Source organism: Acetobacteraceae bacterium, assembly GCA_004843345.1.
In the GTDB taxonomy this organism is placed as follows: Bacteria; Pseudomonadota; Alphaproteobacteria; order Acetobacterales; family Acetobacteraceae.
In genome coordinates, this window is the sequence record CP039460.1 from 1270001 (window position 1) to 1293929 (window position 23929).

16 protein-coding genes, 2 rRNA genes and 1 other RNA gene (1 of these 19 only partly in view) are annotated in these 23929 nt (G+C 44.1%); 15 read left to right on the top strand and 4 right to left on the bottom strand.

Going from position 1 to position 23929, the window contains the following annotated elements; translation table 11 throughout:
• Window positions 1-2001: ribosomal RNA gene (locus FAI40_06405) — 23S ribosomal RNA — on the top strand; it begins 728 nt to the left of the window's first position.
• A gap of 103 nt (window positions 2002-2104) precedes the next feature.
• Window positions 2105-2219, top strand: a 5S ribosomal RNA gene (gene rrf, locus FAI40_06410).
• A gap of 175 nt (window positions 2220-2394) precedes the next feature.
• Here the strand turns inward: rrf and FAI40_06415 are convergent.
• Window positions 2395-4632, bottom strand: a complete 2238-nt coding sequence (locus tag FAI40_06415) for a hypothetical protein (GenBank protein ID QCE34999.1) — start codon at window positions 4630-4632, stop codon at window positions 2395-2397.
• A 218-nt stretch (window positions 4633-4850) separates the two neighbouring features.
• Between FAI40_06415 and FAI40_06420 the strand changes: the two genes are divergently transcribed.
• Window positions 4851-5228 (top strand): DUF3465 domain-containing protein, encoded by a 378-nt coding sequence (locus FAI40_06420; GenBank protein QCE35768.1) that lies wholly within the window; start codon window positions 4851-4853, stop codon window positions 5226-5228.
• 64 nt (window positions 5229-5292) lie between these two features.
• On the opposite strand, the gene FAI40_06425 is transcribed toward FAI40_06420, so the two are convergent.
• Window positions 5293-7671, bottom strand: a complete 2379-nt coding sequence (locus FAI40_06425; GenBank protein QCE35000.1) for an AAA family ATPase — start codon at window positions 7669-7671, stop codon at window positions 5293-5295.
• A 49-nt stretch (window positions 7672-7720) separates the two neighbouring features.
• Window positions 7721-8164 (bottom strand): ATP-dependent Clp protease adaptor ClpS, encoded by a 444-nt coding sequence (locus FAI40_06430; protein QCE35001.1) that lies wholly within the window; start codon window positions 8162-8164, stop codon window positions 7721-7723.
• 323 nt (window positions 8165-8487) lie between these two features.
• On the opposite strand from FAI40_06430, the gene FAI40_06435 reads away from it, so the two are divergent.
• The 8 genes from FAI40_06435 to FAI40_06470 all read left to right on the top strand — a co-directional run bounded on the left by FAI40_06435 (window position 8488) and on the right by FAI40_06470 (window position 15949).
• Entirely contained in the window at window positions 8488-9489 is a 1002-nt protein-coding gene (locus FAI40_06435; protein QCE35002.1) for a D-alanyl-D-alanine carboxypeptidase, read from the top strand.
• Window positions 9490-9521: 32 nt separating this feature from the next.
• Window positions 9522-10313, top strand: coding sequence for a type I methionyl aminopeptidase (gene map, locus FAI40_06440; protein ID QCE35003.1), 792 nt, complete (start codon window positions 9522-9524; stop codon window positions 10311-10313).
• Between the two features lie 34 nt (window positions 10314-10347).
• Entirely contained in the window at window positions 10348-12147 is a 1800-nt protein-coding gene (gene ggt / locus FAI40_06445) for a gamma-glutamyltransferase (protein QCE35004.1), read from the top strand.
• Window positions 12148-12207: 60 nt separating this feature from the next.
• An RNA gene (gene ffs, locus FAI40_06450) (signal recognition particle sRNA small type) lies at window positions 12208-12306 on the top strand.
• Window positions 12307-12358: 52 nt separating this feature from the next.
• Window positions 12359-14185: a DNA polymerase III subunit gamma/tau gene (locus FAI40_06455; protein ID QCE35005.1), complete on the top strand. Its 1827-nt coding sequence runs from the start codon at window positions 12359-12361 to the stop codon at window positions 14183-14185.
• Between the two features lie 68 nt (window positions 14186-14253).
• Entirely contained in the window at window positions 14254-14586 is a 333-nt protein-coding gene (locus FAI40_06460; protein ID QCE35006.1) for a YbaB/EbfC family nucleoid-associated protein, read from the top strand.
• 27 nt (window positions 14587-14613) lie between these two features.
• A complete protein-coding gene (recR, locus tag FAI40_06465) occupies window positions 14614-15219 on the top strand; it encodes a recombination protein RecR (GenBank protein ID QCE35769.1) in 606 nt (201 codons plus the stop codon).
• Window positions 15206-15949 carry an SDR family oxidoreductase gene (locus FAI40_06470; GenBank protein ID QCE35007.1) on the top strand — a complete coding sequence of 248 codons (744 nt, stop codon included), beginning with the start codon at window positions 15206-15208 and terminating at the stop codon, window positions 15947-15949. The genes recR and FAI40_06470 overlap by 14 nt, the downstream gene beginning before the upstream one ends.
• A gap of 58 nt (window positions 15950-16007) precedes the next feature.
• Here FAI40_06470 and FAI40_06475 read toward each other — a convergent pair whose 3' ends face one another.
• Complete coding sequence (locus FAI40_06475; protein ID QCE35008.1) at window positions 16008-16337, bottom strand: TIGR02300 family protein; 330 nt, start codon at window positions 16335-16337, stop codon at window positions 16008-16010.
• A gap of 206 nt (window positions 16338-16543) precedes the next feature.
• On the opposite strand from FAI40_06475, the gene FAI40_06480 reads away from it, so the two are divergent.
• The 4 genes from FAI40_06480 (at window position 16544) to FAI40_06495 (ending at window position 23908) form a co-directional block, all read left to right on the top strand.
• Window positions 16544-17179, top strand: coding sequence for a (d)CMP kinase (locus FAI40_06480; GenBank protein ID QCE35009.1), 636 nt, complete (start codon window positions 16544-16546; stop codon window positions 17177-17179).
• A 273-nt stretch (window positions 17180-17452) separates the two neighbouring features.
• A complete protein-coding gene (locus FAI40_06485) occupies window positions 17453-19174 on the top strand; it encodes a 30S ribosomal protein S1 (protein ID QCE35010.1) in 1722 nt (573 codons plus the stop codon).
• A 176-nt stretch (window positions 19175-19350) separates the two neighbouring features.
• Window positions 19351-20331 (top strand): Dyp-type peroxidase, encoded by a 981-nt coding sequence (locus tag FAI40_06490; GenBank protein QCE35011.1) that lies wholly within the window; start codon window positions 19351-19353, stop codon window positions 20329-20331.
• Window positions 20332-20488: 157 nt separating this feature from the next.
• The gene (locus tag FAI40_06495; GenBank protein ID QCE35012.1) at window positions 20489-23908 is read left to right on the top strand and encodes a glycosyltransferase; all 3420 of its coding nucleotides are present in this window, start codon (window positions 20489-20491) and stop codon (window positions 23906-23908) included.
• Window positions 23909-23929: the final 21 nt, after the last annotated feature.

The following is a 23929-nucleotide window of genomic DNA, read 5'->3' on the forward strand; positions in this document are numbered from 1 at the left end:
AAGACGGGGATGAACTGTGGCTAGGGGTGAAAGGCCAATCAAACCCGGAGATAGCTGGTTCTCCGCGAAATCTATTGAGGTAGAGCGTTATGTATTACTAGAGGAGGTAGAGCACTGAATGAGCTAGGGGGACTCACCGTCTTACCAAACTCAATCAAACTTCGAATGCCTTTAAGTAGAGCATAGCAGACACACAGTGGGTGCTAAGGTCCATTGTGGAGAGGGAAACAGCCCTGACCGCCGTCTAAGGTCCCCAAATCGCAACTAAGTGTGAAAGGAAGTGGGAACTCCAGGACAGCCAGGAGGTTGGCTTAGAAGCAGCCATCCTTTAAAGAAAGCGTAATAGCTCACTGGTCTAAATAAGAGTTCCTGCGCCGAAAATGTAACGGGGCTAAAGTTGTGTACCGAAGACGCGGATGTATATGATTTATCATGGTCATATACGTGGTAGCGGAGCGTTCCATAGGCTGATGAAGGTAGATTGTGAGATCTATTGGAGGTATTGGAAGTGCGAATGCTGACATGAGTAGCGATAAAAAGTGTGAGAGACACTTTCGCCGAAAGTCCAAGGTTTCCTGCGCCAGGTTAATCCGCGCAGGGTGAGCCGGCCCCTAAGGTGAGGGCGAAAGCCGTAATCGATGGGAATCAGGTTAATATTCCTGAGCCTGCTAGAAGTGACGGATCTGAAATGTTGTTTATTCTTAATGGATTGAATAGGCTTTTTGAGGATTCCAGGAAATAGCTCTAGCGTATAGACCGTACTCTAAACCGACACAGGTGGACAGGTAGAGCATACCAAGGCGCTTGAGAGAACGATGCTGAAGGAACTAGGCAAAATGCTTGCGTAACTTCGGAAGAAGCAAGGCCATTTTAAGGGAAACCTTAAGGTGGTGGCACAGACCAGGGGGTAGCGACTGTTTAGTAAAAACACAGGGCTCTGCGAAATTGAGAAATGACGTATAGGGCCTGACGCCTGCCCGGTGCCGGAAGGTTAAGAGGAGATGTTAGCGCATTGAATTGAAGCCCCGGTAAACGGCGGCCGTAACTATAACGGTCCTAAGGTAGCGAAATTCCTTGTCGGGTAAGTTCCGACCTGCACGAATGGCGTAACGACTTCCCCGCTGTCTCCAGCATCGACTCAGCGAAATTGAATTCCCCGTGAAGATGCGGGGTACCCGCGGTCAGACGGAAAGACCCTATGAACCTTTACTGCAGCTTTGCAGTGGCACCAGGAAGATTTTGTGTAGGATAGGTGGGAGACAATGAACTTAGGGCGCCAGCTTTAAGGGAGTCACTGTTGAAATACCACCCTGAATGTTTCTGTTGTCTAACTGAGCCTGTTTAGCACGGGCCAGGACCCTGCATGGTGGGCAGTTTGACTGGGGCGGTCGCCTCCCAAAATGTAACGGAGGCGCGCGATGGTAGGCTCAGTCCGGTTGGAAATCGGATTTTGAGTGCAATGGCATAAGCCTGCCTGACTGTGAGAGTGACAGCTCGAGCAGAGACGAAAGTCGGCCATAGTGATCCGGTGGTTCCTTGTGGAAGGGCCATCGCTCAACGGATAAAAGGTACTCTAGGGATAACAGGCTGATCTCCCCCAAGAGTTCACATCGACGGGGAGGTTTGGCACCTCGATGTCGGCTCATCACATCCCGGGGCTGAAGCAGGTCCCAAGGGTTCGGCTGTTCGCCGATTAAAGTGGTACGTGAGCTGGGTTTAGAACGTCGTGAGACAGTTCGGTCCCTATCTGCCGTGGGCGTTAAGACTTGAAAGGATTTGTTCCTAGTACGAGAGGACCGGAATGAACGAACCTCTGGTGCACCAGTTGTCACGCCAGTGGCATGGCTGGGTAGCCAAGTTCGGAATGGATAACCGCTGAAAGCATCTAAGCGGGAAACCAGCCTTAAGATAAGGTCTTTTTGGGGCGTTGAAGACCACAACGTTAATAGGTCTGGTGTGAAAGTCCAGCAATGGATGAAGCTTACAGATACTAATCCCCCAGACCTCTCCAGCTTTGTATTCAATACAAACCAAACGCATCTCTTAATAACTTCTTCAATCTTACTTCTCTTCTATAACAATCCCTATCAGATGTGCCTCAGCGGCGGGGGGTTATGGCGAGGGTCCCAAACCCGATCCCATCCCGAACTCGATGGTTAAACCCCTCAGCGCCAATGATACTTCGTCTCAAGACGCGGAAAAGTAGGTCGCCCCCCGCTACTAAGGCACATCTCTTAAAACAAACCCCCCACTCAATTAACGCAAGTGGGGGGTTTGCTTTGCAAAAAAAGAATTAAGGGGGAGCTAGCACAAGTAGACCTTTAGTTCTTGTCTGCTCACTCAAAGAGTTTGGAAGACTATTGGGAAAAGTAACAAGAAAAAGGAAGCTGGGATTTATTCAAGATTGAAAAAACAATCCCGTACCGCAATTAATCCTTCAGATAGAAGAGATTTTGCTGAGGTTTCCAGATAATCATAAAATACTCTTAGAAGAACTTGTTTCTCTTCAGTAAAGTAATTCGGATATTTGCGGTAGAGGCGTAACAGCTCAGAAGGGAAGCGTTTCTTTTTCCCTTCTAAAATTGTATGCAAAACACCATTCATCAGGCTCCAAGCCTGATAGTAAGGAGTTCTGTATTTTACGATAAAGTTATTTTGATCTTCGAAAATATATCCAGCATCCTCGCTGCTTTCAGCTTTTTTGAGAAAGTGGAGGAACTCTTCTTTTGTTTTTAGCGTCGCTATTCTTTTTGAATAAGGGAGTCCTAAAAATTCTGCAATTTCAGGAAGCGCTTCATAAGGAAGTTTTTTAAAAGCTTCTTCTCGGTAAATGATATCTAAAAGAAGGAGCTGAGGGTGATCATATTTAATGATATTTGGAAACTGATCTGGATCAATGACTTCAAACAGGCAAGACACGCCAAAAGTTTCATTGAGTGTGAGAATCTTATTTCCGAGATCTTCTGTGACTTTTTCAGCAAAATTTTCTGCAAAAGGACCTGTGAGATAATTGCGTGAAGCCAGGAGAAGGTGGTTATCACCGTCACAACCTGTAAGTCCTATAAAGCCGTTTTCTTTACGCCTTACAGAGACAGGGTACGCAAACCGTTGTGTCATTTTTTCTAAGGATTGCTTACCACCAATATGCGTAAATTTATTATAGGAGCGTGCAAGAATAATATTTGTCTTTTGATTTAAAAAGAGACCTTGAGGTTTTAGAGGAGTAACTTTCTCTTTTTCATTATTTTTTTTAAGACGTAATGAAATAATATCCTGCCAGCCTTTTTGCGGTGTAACTTGGACATTTTTTTCGGCTTTTAATTCTTCAAAAAAAGCAGCATCACAATGTGGGCAGGATTGTTCCGTGAAAAGTGCTTTGATGTTTTCCGGAACAGGGACAATATCGTATTTTTGCTGCGTGCTTTCAATGAGGACACTTGCTGAAAAAGGCATGAAATCGTTTTCAGTATGGCGTATTGCTCGCAACTCTCCACCGAACTCTACTTTTCCAACGAGATTAAAAGAGATATTTGTAGCGAGGGTTGGATAGTTTAGCGCATTGCGGTGACCATGAATTTGGTAGATCTCTCTCCCAGTCATATTTTTGGAAAAGATCCGATCAATATCTGTATCGTGATTTCCCCATCCTTTTTCAAAATCTTTTGCAGATATTTTCCAAAGAGATTCAATTAAAGCAGGAACACCTGCATGGGATAGAAATACTTTTTTTTCATGGAATTTATAGCAAAAACAGGAAGAAAGAGATTTTAAGAAAATCTTGAACTTATCTGTCGAGGGATGCCAGTTGCTTTTTAAAAGCTCTGGGCGCGTTCTTCCTGTAAATTCATCACTGTCGAGTTTTTCATTGTTTAACCAAGCTTGTAAATAGCGTTCATGGTTTCCTGCCAGCAGAATAACATTGGATTTTCGGACGTTTTGCTGAAAACAATTTTGCCAAAGCCAATTCATCACGCCTGCATTGTCGTAACCACGATCTAAGTAATCTCCGACAAAGATGTAGAATTTATTCTCTTCAATTCCATTCGGAAGGAGTTTTTCTAAATGTTGCCGGCAGCCGTGAATATCCCCGATAGAGATAATTTCTTGATAGGCGTTTAGGTCAGTGACTTTGAGAGAAAAATCTTTTTCAAGTGAAAAGGTGTCTGGCGCTTCAAAGCGTAAATATTTTTTGAGATTCTCTCGAGATGTTTGCGCCACATTCCAGAGATGTGTCACCTTCTCAGCTGGAAGGTAGGAAAGTGTTCCCCGACGATTTTCATTTCGTTCAAGACATGTTTGCAGCGCTGTTGTGAAATCTAGGACAAGAATTTTATAATGATAGAGGCGTGCAAGATTTGCCCAAGTGAGAATTTCACGATTGCTTGCAGTTGAATCAATAACCGTCGTTTCCCCCTTTTTTAGGCGCTCTAGAAGCTGTTTTTCGAGAAAGGAAGAAAGATGGCTCGAAATGCTATGATCGATCGCAAGCGTCCCATCTTCTTGAAAAGTGGGATTGGAGAATTGCAAGTTAATTTGCTCTGCTGAAAGCGTATAAGGCTGAAGGCCCCGTTGCGCAATCCAGCTGGACTTTCCACAGGAGGGAGGTCCTCTCATAATGAGCAAAATTCTCATGAATATTTCCGTTTCCTTTAGGTTACGCTTTTAACTTAATCTAATTTAGTATTTTAAGACTATTGCGGTACTTTTAATATCTATAAATGATTTATGTTGTCTTAAAGGGATAGGCTAGTTTTTATTTTATGAATATTTTTAAAAAATCTGTTTTTCTTGGGGGTTTAGCTTTTTCTGGTTTCTACGCTTTTTCCAGTTTGCCTACAAAGGCAGCTGAAATGCCTTCCAGTTGTGATAATAAGGCTTTCCTAAGGGCAGAAGGCGCAAATGAACAGAGTTACCGTAGAGCGCCAGATATGCCAGTGCATGTTTGCGGTGATGTCACAAGGACATTTCGTGCGAAAAAGACACGCAGCGGTCTTCATTTTTATTTTTTGTTAAATGTTGCGCCCCATCAGGATATTCGCATTGTCGTGAATTTAGATGAGCTTCAAGGACACCATCCTTATATTCGTGTTGGCGACAAGGTAGAGGTGCAGGGACGCTATTATTATGACAATCCACGCAGCCAAGGGATTGATTGGACACACCATGGCAAGAGTCAAAAATGGCCGTGGGAAGGTTTTGTAACCGTCAATGGTCAACGTTTTGCTTAAGAGAACGTTAAGCCGCTATTAAACCGATTATAAAAAAGGAGGCTTTAAAAGCCTCCTTTTTTAGTTATTTTTTTGTAGTGGTTTTCTTTTTTACAGAAACCTTTTTCTTAGAAACTGTTTTTTTCACCGAGGCTGCTTTTCTCGGTGGCTTCTTTTTAGGAGAAGGTTTTGGTGAATAGCTGAAATCAAGTACTTTTTTGCCTTTCCCATCGTCTTTTAAAGCAATTTTAGCAGATTGTCCGGCAACAAGATTTCTAAATGCCATCGCTTCAGCAAGAGGAAGTTTTAACTCTTTTTGAATGAGGCGACTCAATGGACGTGCGCCCATTTTAATGTCAAAGCTTTTTTTCGTAAGCCAGCTTGCCAGATTAGAAGCAAAATCCAGTTTAATCTCTTTTGCCAGTAATTCGTCTTTTAGTTCGGAAAGGAGCTTTTTGGCAATTTTTTCCAAAGCTTCTTGAGTCATAAGATTAAAAGGAATGACAGCATCTAAACGATTTCTAAATTCAGGCGTAAAGAGCCGTTTTAAACTTTCATTTTCCTCTTCTGAATCGGGTAGTTTTGAAAGGAAGCCAATAGATTCTTTTGTGAGTTCTTCAGCCCCTTCGTTTGTTGTCATGATGAGGGCAACATTTCTGAAATCAACGGTTTTTCCATTGCGATCTGTAAGTTTCCCATAATCCATGATCTGCAAAAGCAAACTAAAGAGATTAGGATGCGCCTTTTCAATCTCATCTAATAATAGAATGGCGTGTGGATTTTGGGCGATTTTTTCGGTTAAAGCACCACCTGTTTCAAATCCGACATAGCCAGGAGGGGCACCAATAAGACTCGAAGCTGCGTGGGCTTCCCGATATTCAGACATATCAAAACGAATTAACGGGACATCCATAGAATCGGCCAGCTGGCGGGCTAAGGCTGTTTTTCCGACACCTGTTGGTCCTGAAAAGAGATAGGAGCCAATGGGTTTTTCGGGATCTCGTAAGCCAGAACGACTCAGCACAACGGCTGAAAGTAACGTTTCAATCGCTTTCTCTTGTCCAAAGATGTTTTTGTGAAGGTTGTTTTTAAGATCTTTTAACCGTTCAGGTTCATCTCGGCGCAGGCGTGGAACAGGAATGTTCGCAATAATGGCTAAAACATCTTCAATTTCTTTTGTTGCAATTTTGCTAGGTGTTTTTCGGTTGGCAGGGCGTTTCAAGCGGCTTGCAGCCCCAGCTTCATCTAAAAGATCAATTGCTTTGTCTGGCAATTGGCGCTGATGAAGATGCCGGACAGAGAGCGCAACAGCACTTTCTAGAGCATCTTCTGAATAAAGAACTTTATGGAAACATTCGAGTTTGGGTTTTAATCCCTTTAGAATTTCGAGCGTTTCAGCCTCTGTTGGTTCTTTAATGTCAATTTTTTGGAAGCGTCTGCCTAGAGCAGGATCCCTTTCAAAAGAGTGACGGTATTCCTGATAGGTTGTTGCGGCGATACAGCGAAGCCTTCCTCCAGCAAGAGCAGGTTTTAACAGGTTGGCAGCATCTGTGCCACTGTTATTGCTGGATCCTGCTCCCATCAGGACGTGAGCCTCATCAATAAAGAGAAGGGCATTTTTATTGTCTTCAAGAGCCTCAAGAAGAGCGGTAATGCGTTCTTCGAAATCACCACGGTAGCGCGTCCCTGCGACAATAGCACCTGTATTGAGAGCAAAAATCTCAAGATTTTTAAGAATTTCTGGAACTTTTCCTTGAACGATTCGTTTGGCAAGCCCTTCTGCAATGGCTGTTTTTCCGACCCCAGGATTTCCGACAAGAAGGGGATTGTTTTTATGCCGGCGACATAGGATTTGAACGGTGCGGAAAAGTTCTTTTTCACGGCCAATAAGAGGATCAAGCCGGCCTTCTTTTGCCTCTTCGGTCAGGTTTCGGCAATAGAGCAAAAGCGGATTTTCATCAAGCTCATCACCTAGTTCATCATGATCGTGGAAAGGATTGCGTCCAGCCATCTTAGCCGTCTTCGACTGGCTTGAATTTGATTTGCGTCCTGTGATTTCAAGGGCTTCGAGGCGTGTAAAATCCCGTCTCATCAGCGTGTGAAGCGCAAAGCTTTCCTTTTCGCTAAAAAGAGAGACCAAGAGATCCATGCCAGAGACGGTATTTTCATTTTCTGCCTGCATGCGAATGATTGCACGCTGAATCACACGTTGAAAGGCAAGCGTTGGTGTTGGCGGAATTGCAAGCTCGCCTTTTGACGTTGGCACAGCAGAGGTTTTTAGAAACTCTCTGAGTTCTGAGCGCAGCTCATCAATCGAAATTTCTTTCTTTTGGAGTGCTTCTGCTGTTTCTTCATCTTCTGTAAGGGCGAGAAGTAAATGCTCCAGTGTTAAATATTCACTGAGCGTTTTTTCAGCTTCAATGAGCGCACGGCGTAAAGTTTTATCAAGCGCAGGGGAGAGCATTTGGAAATCTTTCCTTTGAACGTAATCTTTATATTAAAGTCAGGTAAAATCAGGCGTTAAGCCGTTCGAGGGTACATTGCAAAGGATAGCGTCCTTTACGGGCACTTTTACTGACTTGATCCATTTTTGTTTCGGCGACCTCATAACTGTAAACACCCCCGACACCAGAACCTTTGTTCTGAATTTCATTAATGAGTGCTTTGCTATCTTCTTCGCCATGTCCAAAACAATTTTGTAAAACAGCAAGGACAAAAGCCTCTGGCGTAAAGTCATCATTGAGAAGGATTACGCGGTAGAGAGAAGGCGGCTTTTTCATGGAGAGGTTTTGTGGGCCGAGAATCTTTGCTTTCAAAGATTGCGCATCCGCCACCCCTTTGACGTCTTCAGATGTTGCGGATGACCTGTTGCCTTCTTCTTGTGAGGCGCTCGCAGCTTGGGCATTTCCAGAAATGCGAGGGGTTTTTGGTTCGTCAGCGTGCATATTGTTCGTCATATTATTTTCAACTGGAGTGAATAGAGAAAGACTAATGATCGTCTATATGTATAGCATAATATTCTTTTGAAGGGGATTTTAGAAATTTATGGTTGCATTTCCCTTCATAGGTACTAAGGATATTTGGGGATACTTATGGGGAGCTGCAAGGGGGATTTGATATTTCACTGGCGCTTTTTACTTTTTTCTTTGAAAGAAGGTGCTTATAATATCCCTAAAACATACTATTCCTAAAGAGATTAAGAGTGAAGTAACATGGGGACTGCTGGGTGCTGACGGGAAGCTATTTTCAACGATTGCTTTTTATATTTTCTGCATTTTTAATGATAAATGCATGTTTTGTAAGAAGTGCTTCTGCTCAGTATGTGGGACAGATGTCCACCTTTGTCGCCAATGTGAAAACTGGGAAAGTTATTCGGGCAAGTAATCCTGATCTGCCACGTTATCCGGCCTCATTGACCAAATTAATGACACTTTACCTTGCTTTTGATGCCCTTAAGGCGGGTCGTTTGCAGCTTAATCAAAGGATTCCTGTTTCTCAAAATGCAGCGCATCAAGAGCCTTCCCGTTTAGGACTCTATCCTGGAAGTTATTTAACGGTTCAGCAAGCCATTTACGGCATTACGGTTAAATCTGCCAATGACGCGGCAGCTGCTTTGGGAGAGTATCTTGGTGGGGGAAGTGAAAAGCAGTTTGCCAAGATGATGACCGCTCAGGCGCATCAGCTTGGCATGTGGAGCACTTATTTTAAAAATGCTTCGGGGTTGCCTGATCCAGATCAGATAACGACAGCCCGTGATATGGCTCGTTTAGGGCAATGTTTACTTTCTCAATTCCCAGAATATTATCGTTATTTATCTGCGCCAGCTTTCACATTTCATCGGCATATTATTCAGAATCATAATCCGATCTTGAGCCTTTATGCTGGAGCTGACGGCGGTAAGACGGGTTATACGGTAGATGCAGGCCATAATTTGGTAACAACAGCCAATCGTCAAGGTGTTCGGGTGGTTGGGGTTGTTATGGGGGCTGCCACCAATGGCATTCGGACTCAAGAGATGATTTCTCTGCTGAATGCTGCCTATGAAAGTGCGGGGCAGGAGGCTTTACCGCTCGTTGTGAGGACGGCTCCGGCACGTCCAGCCCGTAAATATACGCCAGCGCGCCGGGTTCGCCATCGTCAACCACATCTCATTTTGGCCTCTTATCACAAAAAAGGTGCTGGGAAAAAGATTGTTCATGCTGCACCTAAGAAAAGCAGCGGACGCTTGCTTTCTGTGAAACGGGCATTGCATCTTAATCAGAAGCCTAAAGCAAAGAAATGAACAGAACAAACATTGAAGGGCCTTAGTTTCTAATGGTTAAAAGAAATAATAATTCTTGGTATCCTCAAAGCGATTTTCCAAAACTACATGCTGCAGGCCTTTTGGCCGCAAAAACGCTTGATATGATTGGGGAACATGTGCGTCCAGGGATTACAACTGGCGAATTAGACCAGATTGTTGCGGATTTTATTAAGGATAACGGTGGGACGTCTGCGCCTTTAAATTATCGTGGATTTCCAAAATCCTGCTGTATTTCCATTAACCATGTGGTCTGCCATGGGATTCCTGGAGAAAAGCAATTGCAGGAAGGCGATATTCTTAATATCGATGTGACACCGATTTTAGACGGCTGGTATGGAGATTCTTCTCGTATGTATGTCGCAGGAAAGGCTTCTCGAAGGGCCGCGAAGCTTATTGATGAGACTTACGAGGCATTGATGCGCGGGATCGAGGTTGTAAAACCTGGTGCAACGACGGGGGACATTGGGCATGCGATTGAGACATTTGCAAAGTCTAAGCGTCTTGGAGTTGTTGAAGATTTCTGCGGACATGGCATTGGAACAGTCTTTCATTCAGAGCCAAATATTTTGCATTATGGACAGCCGGGGACAGGCGTAACGCTTGAGGCAGGAATGGTTTTTACGATTGAGCCAATGTTGAATCTTGGGACACCTCGTGTCAAAATTCTAGATGATGGTTGGACAGCCGTAACGAGAGACCGCAAGCTTTCTGCTCAATTTGAGCATATGCTTGGGGTGACAGATAGGGGGTATGAAATTTTTACCCTGTCGCCAACAGGTCAGAACAAACCTATTTTCGAATAGGTTTTGAAGCAATTTTCTTCCAGAATAGCGTAATATGTCCTTTTTAAAATATTTGACCTGTCTCTCCTTAGGCGGATGTTTGTTCCTTTCTTCAGGGAAGGCTTTCGCAGGCTCTCATATTGCTTATGATCCTTTGCTTGTTGGGCCAGCGAAGCCAGATAAAGCGAAGCTCGTTAAAGGGCAAAAAGGGATGGTTGTTACAGCACAGCATCTCGCTTCTGATGTTGGTGCGCAAATTTTAAGAGACGGCGGGAATGCGGTCGATGCCGCCGTTGCCGTTGGCTATGCCATGTCGGTGGTTTATCCTGCCGCGGCGAGCTTGGGTGGTGGAGGCTTTGCAACGATTTATTTGCCTTCTTCTGGTGGAAATCGGCAAAATCCAAAGGCTTTTTTTGTAGATTATCGTGAGCGTGCGCCTTTAAAATCGACAGAGAAAATGTTTCTTGATAGTGCAGGCAATCCCAGTGAAACAGATTCAAAGACGGGTTGGAAATCCGTTGCGACGCCTGGTGTCGTTGCTGGCCTTGAAGAAATGCGGCAAAAATGGGGAACATTTTCTCGTGAAAAATTGATGGCGCCGGCGATAAAGCTTGCGCGTGAAGGCTTTGTTTTAGAGCAGGGTGATATTGATTTGTTTGAAACTTCCTTGGTGGCCTTTCGTAGAAATGAGGCCGCTAAAGGTGTTTTTCTTGATAAAATGGGAGCGCCTCTAAAGGTTGGTGATCGCTTGATTCAGACGCAGCTTGCCGAAACGCTGGAACGGATTGCGGAAAAAGGGAGAGAGGGCTTTTATAAAGGGAAGGTTGCAGATTCAATTGTAGAAGACAGTCAAAAATCTGGTGGTGTTCTCTCCAAAAAAGATTTTGAGCAATATCGTGTTCGCGAATTTTCGCCACTTCATTGTCGCTATCGTGGAAATGACATTTATACGGCGCCTTTACCAAGTGCTGGGGGTGTCGCTCTGTGCGAAATTTTTGGGATTTTGGATCATTATGATCTGGGGAAGTCAGGTCTTCATTCTGAAAAATCGCTTCAGTTACAGATTGAGGCTATGCGTCAGGCTTATTGGGATCGCCGCTCTTTAGGGGATGGGGTTGCGCCTGAAGTTATTCAGCATTTTCTTAATCCCATTTATTTAAAGAATATTGCTGATCATTTGCCACAGGAAGCACCCAAGGATTTATCTGCTTTCAAACAGGCCTCGTCTGAAAAACAGGAAACGACGCATTACTCTGTTATCGATTCGAAGGGAATGGCGGTTTCTATTACGGTCACTTTAGATGGCTGGTTTGGTGGGGGTGTTTTGGGCGGAAACACAGGCGTCTGGATGAATGATGAAATGGATGATTTTAGCTTAAAGGCAGGCGCTCCAAATATGTTCGGCATTCCTGGCGCAAAAGCCAATGCGATTGCGCCAGGGAAAACTCCCTTATCTTCTATGGCCCCAACAATTGCGGTTAATCCGAATCACAAAGCTATTTTGATCACAGGAAGCCGTGGAGGCGCACGCATTCCAACGATTGCGCTTTCTGTTTTGACAGGTGTTTTCGATTATAAAATGGATATTGCGAGTGCTGTTTCTCTGCCCCGTTTTCATGAGCAGTGGGCGCCAGATGTGGTGGAGATGGAACCTAAGGCGATTTCAAAATCCATTCAGAAAAAATTAGAAAAAAAAGGATATTCTTTCGCAGAGCGCCATCCTTGGGGCGGTGCGGCAAGTATTTTTGTCTCTCCGTCTTCTCTGGAAAGGCATGAGAAGGGATCGAAAAATGTCCGTAAGGTTTTTGGCGCAGCAGATGCGCGGAGTCTTGGTGGGAGCGCTGTTGCAGAATAAATTTTCCTTTTTCGGAGCTTTTTGATTGGCTATTTGGAGTGAAACTGCTAAAAGAATCTCCGGAAGGCGCCTTTGGACGCTGTTCTCTGTGAACCCGGTCAGATCCGGAAGGAAGCAGCCGTGACAGATGGGTTGCGGGTCAGAGTGTGTCTTCCACTTTATTTAGTCTCTCTCCGCTTCTCCTGTATTTGAAAGGGGATTAAACAGCGTTATGGATGAGGATGAAATCCCCATTCCCCCAACAGAAGAGAGTTTTTCCTTGCTTTTAGACGAGGAAGATTCGTCCACATCTGAAATGTTGGAAACTTCCGCACAAGCTGAAGAAGCGCAGGATGAGGCCTATCAGGTTTTAGCCCGAAAATATCGACCAAGAGAGTTTTCTGATCTCATAGGTCAAGAGACAATGGTGCGTATTTTAAGACGCTCCTTTGAATTGAATCGCGTTGCCCATGGCTTTATGTTGACAGGCGTTCGTGGGGTCGGGAAGACAACAACAGCAAGAATTATTGCTAGGGCTTTAAATTGTATTGGTCCAGATGGTAAAGGCGGACCAACAGCAGATCCTTGTGGTGTGTGTCCTGAATGCCAAGCTATTTTAGCAGATCGCCATCCAGATGTTTTAGAGTTAGACGCCGCCTCCCGAACAGGGGTGGATGATATGCGTGAAATAATTGAAAGTACCCGATTTCGTCCGATGCAAGGGCGTATGAAAGTTTTTGTGATTGACGAGGTACACATGCTTTCAAGGGCAGCCTTTAATGCCTTGCTGAAAACGCTTGAAGAGCCTCCGCCACAAGTTACTTTTGTTTTTGCCACAACAGAACTCCGAAAAGTGCCTGTAACGGTTCTTTCACGTTGCCAGAAATTTAATTTAAGGCGTGTCCCTGAAAAATTGTTGGCACAGCATCTGACAAAAATTGCAGGGAAGGAAAAAGTTTCCTTTGCGCCAGATGCGATTACCCTTTTAGCGAGAGCTGCAGAAGGATCTGTGCGTGATGGGCTTTCTTTACTGGATCAGGCCATTGCGCAAGGTGCTTCCGATGCCAAGCAGATGGAAGAAATGCTGGGTCTTACAGGGCAGACACAGCTTTATGAGTTGTTGGAATATATTCTTCTAGGGAATATGGAGGGTATTTTAGAGCTTTCTGCTAAGCTTTATGCCTTGGGGGTAGAAGCAAGGGCATTGATTGCCGATTTGATGGAAGCCATTCATCAAATTTCACGAATGAAAGCCATTCCAAGCCTTTTAGAAGAAAGCGAGTTTTCTCAAATTGAGAAAGAGCGTGGTGGCGCTTTGGCAGAACAGCTTTCGGATGCGGTTTTAGGGAGGGCTTGGCAGATTTTGCGTCAAGGTCTTGATGAAGTTGAGGGAGCTCCTGATAGCCATCAAGCGCTTGAGATGCTCCTTATTCGTCTTACCTATGCAAGTTCTCTTCCGACGCCCGATCGCTTAGCAAGAATGATGCAGGCAAAGGCGCAACTTGAGAAGAATTCGCCGCCGCAAGCCTCTTCTTCTATCCCTCCACCTGAACCGAAGCATTCAGGAGGAGAGGGAGCAGGAAAAAAATCCTCTCCTGAGCCAGTCGTTTCTCCTGCGCCGGCTTTAGGAAAAATAGAGGAGAAACCTTCTTTTCCACCGACATGGAAGGCTTTTGTTGAACGTGTACGGGAAGAAGATGCAGAAAAAGATATTTGGCTAAGAACAAAACTTAGCTGCGATGGGCGAGTGGTTGAATATGCGCCTCCTTATCTCTGTATTCAAATGGATGTTTCTGATTCAGCTATCCGCCAACGTCTTGAGGATGGGTTGCGTCGTGTTGTACACCAATTATGGCCAGATCAAAAATGGGAATTATGCTTTGTTACTGCTGGTGGCGGCGCTACTTTAGACGAGCAGAAAGCTGAAGCAGACCGTCAGGAACTCGAGGTAATGGCAAAAGACCCTTTAGTGGCGCAATGTCTTGAAGCTTGGCCGGGGGCAAAGTTAAAAAAATGGATTGAGCCAGAAAAGGAAGAGTCTGACTCATCGGTGGAATGATCTCTTTTAAGAGATTGTTATAGAGGGTATTGTCGCTCTCTAAAAATATAAAAAAGGAAAAAGAATACGTGAAAAACCTAGCAAATTTAATGAAGCAAGCAGGGCAGATGCAATCCCGTATGAAAGAAGCCCAAGAAAAGCTTAAAGGGATGGAAGTCTCTGGTGAGGCTGGCTCTGGCTTGGTTTCTTTAACGCTTACAGGCAAAATGGAAATTAAAGATCTTAAAATTGATCCGAAACTGGCAGATCCAGAGGATATGGAAACGCTGCAAGACTTGATTGTGGAAGCGTATGAATCTGCGCGCAATAAAGTGCAAGGCGCAAGTCAGGAAGAAATGAGGAAAGTGACAGGTGGCATGCCATTGCCTCCAGGAATGGGAGATATGCCTTTCGGCATGTAAGTTACCTTGTCAGAAACAAGTCCAGAAATTCGGGAGCTGCAATTCCGCCTTGCAAAATTGCCAAGTTTAGGCCCTCGTTCGGCACGGCGGATTTTATTATCTTTGCTTGAAAATCCAGAGGCAAAGCTTTGGCCGTTGATTCATGCGCTTCAAGATGCGGCGGAAAAGATAAAAACATGTGCTTCCTGTGGAAATTTGGATACGCAGGATCCGTGTTACATTTGTCAGAATCCAAAACGGGATTCGAGTATTATTTGTGTCGTGGAATCTGTGGGGGATTTGTGGACTTTTGAACGGACTGGGCTGCATAAAGGCCTTTATCAGGTCATAGGAGGCTGTCTCTCCGCTTTGGGCGGGAGGCGGCCTCAGGATCTGAATTTAAAAGGTTTGTTGGATCGGATCGCCCGTCATGAAGTAAAAGAGATTATTTTAGCGCTTCCTGCGACTTTAGAGGGAGGCAATACGGTACACTGGCTGCACCATCAGGTTAAAGATACGGATATTCGTGTCACCCGTTTAGGGCAGGGTGTTCCAGCAGGCGGTTCTGTTGAAATTTTGGATGATGGGACGCTGGCTTCGGCACTTTTATCTCGTTGTCAGATTGAGAACCGTTCTCGCAATGATAAAGAATAAGGAAGCGTTACCAAAGGTTGCCTTGGTAACAGGGGGCGCAAAACGAATTGGGCGTGCCTTAGTCCGACGCCTTGTCGATGAAAAATTTGCAGTTGCAATTCATTATCACCACTCCCATGAAGCAGCGGAGAAACTTCTCAAAGAAATTCATCAAAAAGGTGGAAAAGCATGCCTTCTGCAAGGGGATTTGTCTCAGAAAGGGATTGCTGAACAACTGATAAAAGAGGCGTGTCAGCATCTTGGAGAAGTGGGGTTGCTGGTAAATAATGCTTCTGTTTTTGAAGGAGATCTTATTGAAACGGTAAGTGAGGAGACGTGGGAGAAACATTTAAGGCCAAATGTGACCACGCCTTTGTTTTTAACACAAGCTTTTGCGAAACAGCTTACAAAAGGTAAAAAAGGAATGGTCTTAAATTTACTAGATCATTCTATTTTGAAATTGCCAGCCGATTTTATCAGTTATACGGTTTCGAAATCGGCTTTATGGACATTGACGCAAACGCTGGCTTTGGCTTTGGCGCCGTCTATTCGGGTGAACGGAATTGCGCCAGGCGCTGTATTAATTGCACCTCGCCAAACAAAAGAACATTTTGAAAAAATGTGGAAAACTGCGCCTTTGGAATCTAAAACAACGCCAGAAGAAATCGCAGAGGCGATGATGGCTTTTTTGAATCTGCCTTCTGTTACAGGGCAGGTTTTGGTACTAGATGGCGGACAGCATTTAAAGTAAGGATAAAAAAAGGCCTCGTTTTATGAGGCCTTTTCTATTTTAAGATTTAAGTGAGAAATTATTCGTCACCGTCATCTTCTGGTTTTGCAGAACGTGGCGCAACGTCAATATCCTGGCTGATGTCATCATCGTCGTCGTCAAGATCATCGTCGAGATCGTCATCATCAGCGAGCAAGTCATCCTCATCCGAATCGGTATCAGGATCTGCAACATCAAAAGAAGAGGCCTTAGAAAGGGACTGTTCTTCTGTTTTGCGTTTGAGACGGGAAACAGGCTCTTGCAGAATAGCGCCACAAGAAGGACAGGTAATAGGGGTGCGGTTAAAGTCATAGAAACGGGCACTGCACTCTGTGCAGATATGTTTGTGACCGAGTTCAGCGTCTGCCATAAAGTGTAAACCCTTTACATCACTCGAAGAAGATGGAGTGAACAATATAGTACAAAATGATTATTCAGAATTTGAGTAGGTTGAAAAATGCCAGTGGATGCGCATAGGGTCAAGTCGGCTTTAGATAGTTTTATATAATCCGACAGTGAATGTGCTAATTTTAATCGAATTTAAAGATTTTTGTTAGAGGTTTTAAGAAAAGAAAAATGCAACAGCTTCTAAAAATTGCAATTGATGGCCCAGCAGGCGCAGGAAAAGGAACATTGGCTAAGAAGCTGGCTTCTGCTTTGTCTTTGCCTTATTTGGATACAGGTCTGCTTTATCGTGCTGTGGCACGTTTAGCCCTAGATGATGGAGCCAACCCTGAAAAAGAGGGAAGTTATTATATAGAGGCTCTTTCCCAAGAGTCATTTAAACGGACAGATTTAAGGACTGCAGAGGTTGATGAAGCAGCCTCTTTGGTGGCAAAGGATCCACTGGTGCGACAGGGACTTGTTGCGTATCAAAGGACGTTCGTTGAAAAAAATGGCGGCGTTTTAGATGGGAGAGATATTGGCACGGTGATTTTGCCAGAAGCAGATGTAAAATTTTTTATTACGGCAGATTCTAATATCCGTGCTTTCAGACGTTTTCTCCAAAGGGAAGGGCGAAGGCCTTCTGAAACAGAGTTAATAAGAGAAACGCAGCGGATAGAGGCTCGCGATCAAGGAGATTCTCAAAGAAAAACAGCGCCCTTACAGAAGGCGGAAGATGCGATTGAAATTTCCAGTAATACTTTAAGCGCTGAAGAAATGCTTGTGCTTGCCTTGGAACATATCAAAAGAACTTGTCAGGAATCGTAAAAATCTCTTGACAGAAAGCGTCTAGTGATGTGTTGCTGATATTTCATAATACTATTGTGTGCGGGTGGTTTCGGTAAAACACGCACAGGAGATTCCTAGGAGTAGGAATTTCTAAATAGAATTTTATTTTAGAGCCCTTATTTTGCCGAAATAGGGTAGTCGTGAACACGAGGCCGAATTTTAATGGCCCTGTTGAGCGCAAAGTCTTAAGCGGCTGTTTTCTGTCTTATTATTGCATTGGCAGTCGTTTTAAAATAATTGGAATTATACTACATGACAAAAATTTCTGAGGTTGACGCCAAGGCCCCAGCTTCTCTTGAGGAAGATTTTGCAGCACTCCTAGATGAATCTCTAGGTGCGGATGAAGGCTTTGAAGGTTCTGTTGTAACCGGTCAGGTCATTCGGATTCTTGATGATGTCGCACTTATTGATGTTGGATTGAAAAGTGAAGGGCGTGTTTCCCTTCGTGAATTCGGTGATTCTGAAATAAAGCCTGGCGATTTCGTTGAACTTTATATCGAACGCTATGAAGACCGTGATGGCGCTGTTGTTCTTTCTCGTGAGAAGGCACGTCGTGAGGAAGCATGGACAGCTCTTGAACGTGCATTTGCAAATAATCAGCGCGTTACAGGTTCTATTTCCAGCCGTGTTAAAGGTGGCTTTACCGTTGATCTCGGTGGTGCAATGGCCTTCTTGCCAGGTAGCCAGGTTGACATTCGCCCTGTAAGAGACCTCGGTCCTCTTATGAATCAGCCACAGCCTTTCCAAATCTTGAAAATGGATCGTGCTCGTGGAAATATCGTTGTCTCCCGCAGGGCCGTTCTTGAAGAAACAAGAGCAGAACAGCGTTCTGAGCTGATTAAAGGTCTAAAAGAAGGTATGATTTTGGACGGTGTTGTCAAAAATCTAACCGATTACGGTGCCTTTGTTGACCTCGGTGGGGTTGATGGTCTGTTGCATGTTACAGATATTGCTTGGAAGCGTATCAATCATCCTTCCGAAGCCCTTACTATTGGACAGCAGGTTCGTGTTCAGGTCATCCGTTTTAACTCTGATACACAACGTATCAGCCTTGGTATGAAACAGCTTGAGGCTGATCCATGGGAAAATGTTGCGGTTAAATATCCTGTTGGCGGGCGTTTCAATGGCCGTGTGACAAATATTACAGATTACGGTGCCTTTGTTGAGCTTGAAGCTGGAATCGAAGGGCTTGTCCACGTTTCCGAAATGTCTTGGACAAAGAAAAACGTTCATCCAGCGAAAATGGTTTCAACTTCTCAAGAAGTCGAAGTCATGGTTTTGGATATGGACAGCGTCAAACGCCGTATTTCCTTAGGTCTCAAGCAGACTCATCGCAACCCATGGGAACAGTTTGAGGAAGAACACAAAGTTGGTTCTGAACTCGAAGGTGAAATCCGTAATATTACAGAATTCGGCCTCTTTGTTGGTCTTTCTGCTGATATTGATGGCATGGTGCATATGTCAGACCTTTCATGGGATCTGGCTGGCGAAGCTGCCTTGGCAACATACGAAAAAGGTCAGACGGTTAAAGTCAAAGTCCTTGATGTCGATGTCGCAAAAGAACGCATCAGCCTTGGCATTAAGCAGTTGGAAGAAGATCCAGCGGCTGGCTTGCTCGCCAATGTGAGTGTTGGAGATGTTGTGACATGCGTTGTTACATCTATCCAGACGAATGGGATCGAAGTTAAAGTTGACGATGCGTTAACAGGCTTTATCCGCCGTGCCGAACTCGCTCGTGAGAAAAATGATCAGCGCACAGACCGATTCGCTGTTGGTGAAAAAGTGGATGCGAAAATCGTTGGTATTGATCGTTCTTCCCGTAAACTGAACTTGACCATTCGTGGCCGTGAAGTTGAAGAAGACCGTCAGGCGATTAATGAGTACGGTTCTTCTGATGCCGGGGCTTCTCTGGGAGATATTCTTGGAGCTGCTATTCGTAAGCGCCAGGGTGAAGATGATACAGAAGAAGCTTAATTGAAGTTTTTGGACTTCATCTGTTTCTCTCTTGAAATCGCAGAAAAGGGCATTCTTCGGAATGCCCTTTTTGTATTTAAAAATCCAGCTAGAGATTAAGACATTAACAGTCTATGATGTCGTAGCTCAGGGCTTTCCGCTGGCAGGTTAACATTCATTAAGAAGGGTGTAAGGAAATGGAAAAAATCGTTCCAACAAAGCAACAGCCGACTATTCCTCAAAATGTAACGGGGGATGCTTTGAAAAAAGCTATTTTCCTGATTGTAACAATTCAGGAGGGCCAGAAGAATCTTAAAAAAGTTAAATCTTTTTTGTCAGGCGTCTCCGCATTACAACGTGCCATCGGTTTTCGTGATCCCGCAGCTCAGTTGACCTGTGTTACAGGTATTGGCCGTAAAGCTTGGGATCTCCTTTTTGGTGCGCCACGTCCGCATCATCTTGAAGTTTTTAAAGAAATTAAGGGTGCAAAGCACACAGCGCCGGCAACACCAGGGGATTTGCTTTTTCATATTCGTTCAGATCGCCAGGACCTTTGTTTTGATTTCGCATTGCAAATTCTCAAGGCTTTAGGGGATTCTGTTAAAGTTGAGCATGAAATTCATGGTTTCCGTTACCATGATGATCGTGATCTTTTGGGATTTGTGGACGGTACAGAAAATCCAGCGACGAAAAAAGATCGTAAAGTGGCTGTGGTGGTTGATGAAGAGCAGGATGCTGAGTTTGCGGGCGGAAGCTATGTGATTACCCAGAAATATCTTCATGATTTGGAAGGCTGGGAGAAGCTTAAAGTTGAGCATCAGGAAAAAATTATTGGCCGGACAAAGCTAGAGGATATTGAATTGCCAGAAGATCAGAAGCTTTCTGTCGATGGAAAGCCTTCTTGTGCGCATAATTCACTCAATTCTATTGAAGTGGATGGCGTGGAAATGGATATTTTGCGTGACAATATGCCATTTGGAAATGTGAGTGAGAAAGAGTTTGGCACTTTCTTTATTGGTTATGCCGCACAGCCCGCTGTAACGCTTCAAATGCTCCATAATATGTTTATTGGACGGCCTGAAGGCAATTATGACCATATTTTGGATTACAGTGTTGCAAAATCTGGTAATCTATTTTTCTGCCCTACCCAAACTTTCTTGGATGAGATAGAGGATTAATCTCTATTCGTTCTAGCAAACAGTGTTGAAAAAGAATGTTCCGAGCATAGGATTATAAAATAAAGGCTTATGCTTGGGGCATCTTTTATTTATAAAACGAAAATACATCTCTATTCTCAGAGAATATTAAATATTTTAGCTTTGGTGAATAATTTCTATGGTTGTCCTCTATAATTCAAATGATACACATAATCCCAATGCTTATATTACATTAGGAATAAATTGGGCGGCCCAAGAGGTTTTCTCAAAAGAGAATGTTGTTCTTGCAGATACCCATACGCTCGCAAAGATTGCGGCTCAGGGAAGGCATTCCACGTTAATTGTTCTCGATGGCCAGCGATTAGACCGTGCTTTGATTCGTCGCATTAAGCCTGCTTTTTCCACATTGATTTTATGGACTTTTGAAGATCCTTTTATGCAGGACTTCAATCTTGAAAATGCCGGTCTATTTGATTTTATTTTTTCAAATGATCCAGAATCTGCATTGGCTTACGGAAATAAAGGTCATTATTTGCCTTTAGCGGCTTCGACAAAACTTCATACCCGTGCGATTAAAAATGCTTCTGAACTTGATTATGATATCTTTTTTGCAGGTACAATGTGGCCAAACCGCACCCGCACACTGACGGAAATTATTGATGCTTTTCCAGATGCACGCTTAAAGCTTATTTGTCCGGTTAATCCTTATTTGCCACCGCTGACGGATAAAATTTCGTCTTTGGCGCTTCAAAGACCGATCAGCCATGAGGCTTTTGTTGATTTTGCCAATTCCAGTGCTGTGACGCTCACTTTGTTTAGAGATTATGCCAGTCATGGAGATGTTGGCCAAGCAACAGCGCCGGGCCCCCGTTTTTTTGAGCTTGCTTTAGCAGGTACAGCCCAGGTGGTTGAATCTGTTCCTAAAATGAATAGGGAATATTTGGATGTCTTAGAGGGCGTTCAGCTTGCAGATAATACTTCAGATTTAATAGAAGAAATCCGTAAAATCTTGGAGAATAATGCCCACCGAAAACGTCTGGCAAAAAAATCTCAAAAATCTGCAGAAAAGCTTCATCTCTATGAGCATCGTCTGCAACAGATTGCTGAAATCAGCCGCGCTAATTTTAAAGTTAAATCTGAAAACGAAGTTGTTCCTTTAGTTCGCCGTCGTCGTTTACGTGTCTTGCTTTGCACGCATTCAACGATTTATGAAGCCGATTGGGGTGGTGTTGAGGTTTATCAGCAGACAATTTGCGGGCTTTTGGGACGTGAAGTTGAATTTTTCTACTGGTTGCGCCGCAATGGTGCTTGCCGTTTAGTCGATGCCTCTGGTGTTGATGTTGATCGTTTTGATCTTGCAGATGCAACCCCTTGGGATGATGTTCTTTGTGATGCGGCTGAAGAGCGTCTTTTTTCAGGTGTGATTTCCCAATTTAACATTGACGTGGTGCATTTTCAGCATTTGGGGCATCATGCGCTGTCATTACCGATGATTGCCAAGGCTTCTGGCGCTGGTGTTGTTTTTAGTATGCATGATTATTGGCTGATTTCGGCACGTTATAATCTGCTTAATCCAGAAATTCGTCATAATGAGGAAGAGTTTAAATCTGTCCTCTCCATGGATATGATGCATCATCGTGCCGAAAAAATTCCACCGGGAGCAGAGCAAACACGAAGAGCATTTATTTCCCGTATGATTCATGATGTGGATGCTTTTTTGTTTGGAACAGAGATTTCAAAAAGACTGCTTTTAGATGTCTATCCGATGGCTGGTGAGAAGATTTTAGAGGTAAATGGCATTCCAGCGCCAGAAGGCACTTTGTTGCCCCCCCGTAAAGTTTTTGAGCCTTTGAATGGCCGTCCGCTTAAAGTTGTTATTCTTGGAAACTTTTTACGCTCTAAAGGCGCAGATGCTGTCCTTTCGTTACTTGAGATGGCAAATCCACGACATTTTGAATTTCACATTTTGGGATTTGTGCATCCTGAATATGAGGGGGTTCTTCGGGAAATTAAAAAAGAAAATCTTCATATTTGGGGACGCTATGATGTGGGAGATATGCAGGCGTTAAAAGAAGCAGATGTGATGCTTGCCCTCTCAATTTGGCCGGAAACCTATTGCATTTCACTTTCTGAGGCATGGCAATATGGGCTTATTCCATTTGTCAGTGATATTGGAGCTTTGGCTGACCGTGTTGAGGAAGGGGTTACAGGCTTCAAAATCCCTGTTGCTCGTCCAGATGTGTTGGTTCAAAAGTTAGAGTATTTGCGGAGTAATGATGTTTTAAGAAAGAAAATCCTTGAAGGACTTTCTTCCAAATTGTGGGTTGATAGTACGCAATATGCGACAGGTTTGCTAGCATTGTATCAACAGGTTGCGCCACGCACCGAAATGGGCGCTGCGGAAATGGCTTTGGATATGGGAAGGCTTCATTACTTGCCACATCCCTCATGGCGTCGCCAGGCACCGCCACGGCATATTTTTGATCCTCCAGTAACGAGAGATATTGGTCTAGATTTGCCAATTACGGTAACGGATTGGCAAGGGATTCAGGGCTCGGAATGTTATTTGGATGATATTTGTCATCAGCTGACAGACAGTGAGAGTTTAGAAGAGTTTAAACCTGCAGAATCTTTCCATATTCGGGGATGGTTTTTTACGCCAAGCGTTGGATCAGCGGGGCGCTTGTTTGTAGTCTTACTTCCAGAAAATCAAATAGATTTCCCTATTTTTATGGAAACGGCAAGAGAAGTGCGTGGGGATATTTCTAAAATTTTTGCAGAAGCTCCAAGACGTTCGGGATTTTCGGGAGAATGGGCTTTAAGGGGAAAATGGTGTGAAGGAACACATCGTATTGCCGTTGTGAATGTGGTGAATGGGCGTGCTTCTTATCAACTTTTCCCATTTAAAATTAAAGTGAAAGAAGGCAAGGTCGCCGCAGCTTCTTATCAACGTTGTTCAAATGAAGAGGTTTCCCGCAGCTTTGAACGCATTTCTCAGTGCAATGGGATTAGTCGATCTATTCGTTTACCTCATTTGCCAGGAGAAGAGCATTATCTGAGATCAGGGCTTTCGCCGATGTATTTTATTGATGATTTCTCTGTTGTTACGCCAGAGGAAACCGATGAAAAAGCACAAGAATCTGGTCAGTTATTCTTGCGAGGATGGGTCTGTTTCAACGGGCTTGATCGGGCAGGAGATTTTTTTGCCACGCTTGTGAATGAAGAAACGGAAGAGGTTGCGTTTATTGCATTGAACAGAACCCCTCGAGGGGACGTTCGGGTTATCCATACCGAAGCGCCTCTTTGCTGTGGTTTTGAAGGCTATATTAAAGGCTGGAGAGGGTGTGAAGGCAGCCAAAAAGCGCTTAATGGTAAATATCGTCTTGTCTTGTTGACTCTTGTCGGGGAGGGATATGCTTTTGTCCCAACGGAATTGACCGTTGATTTTGCGGAAGGGCGTGCTTCCCAAACTGAAAAATCTGCAGGAGATGCTGGAAAAATTGGGGAACTGATTTTGAAAGCGGTTGATAAGAAACAAGAAACATTGCCAGCGGCTTTTCTAGATCAATCTGGAGACTTGGATTCTAGCGCTGAGTAAACATTCCGTTCGGGGAGGCGG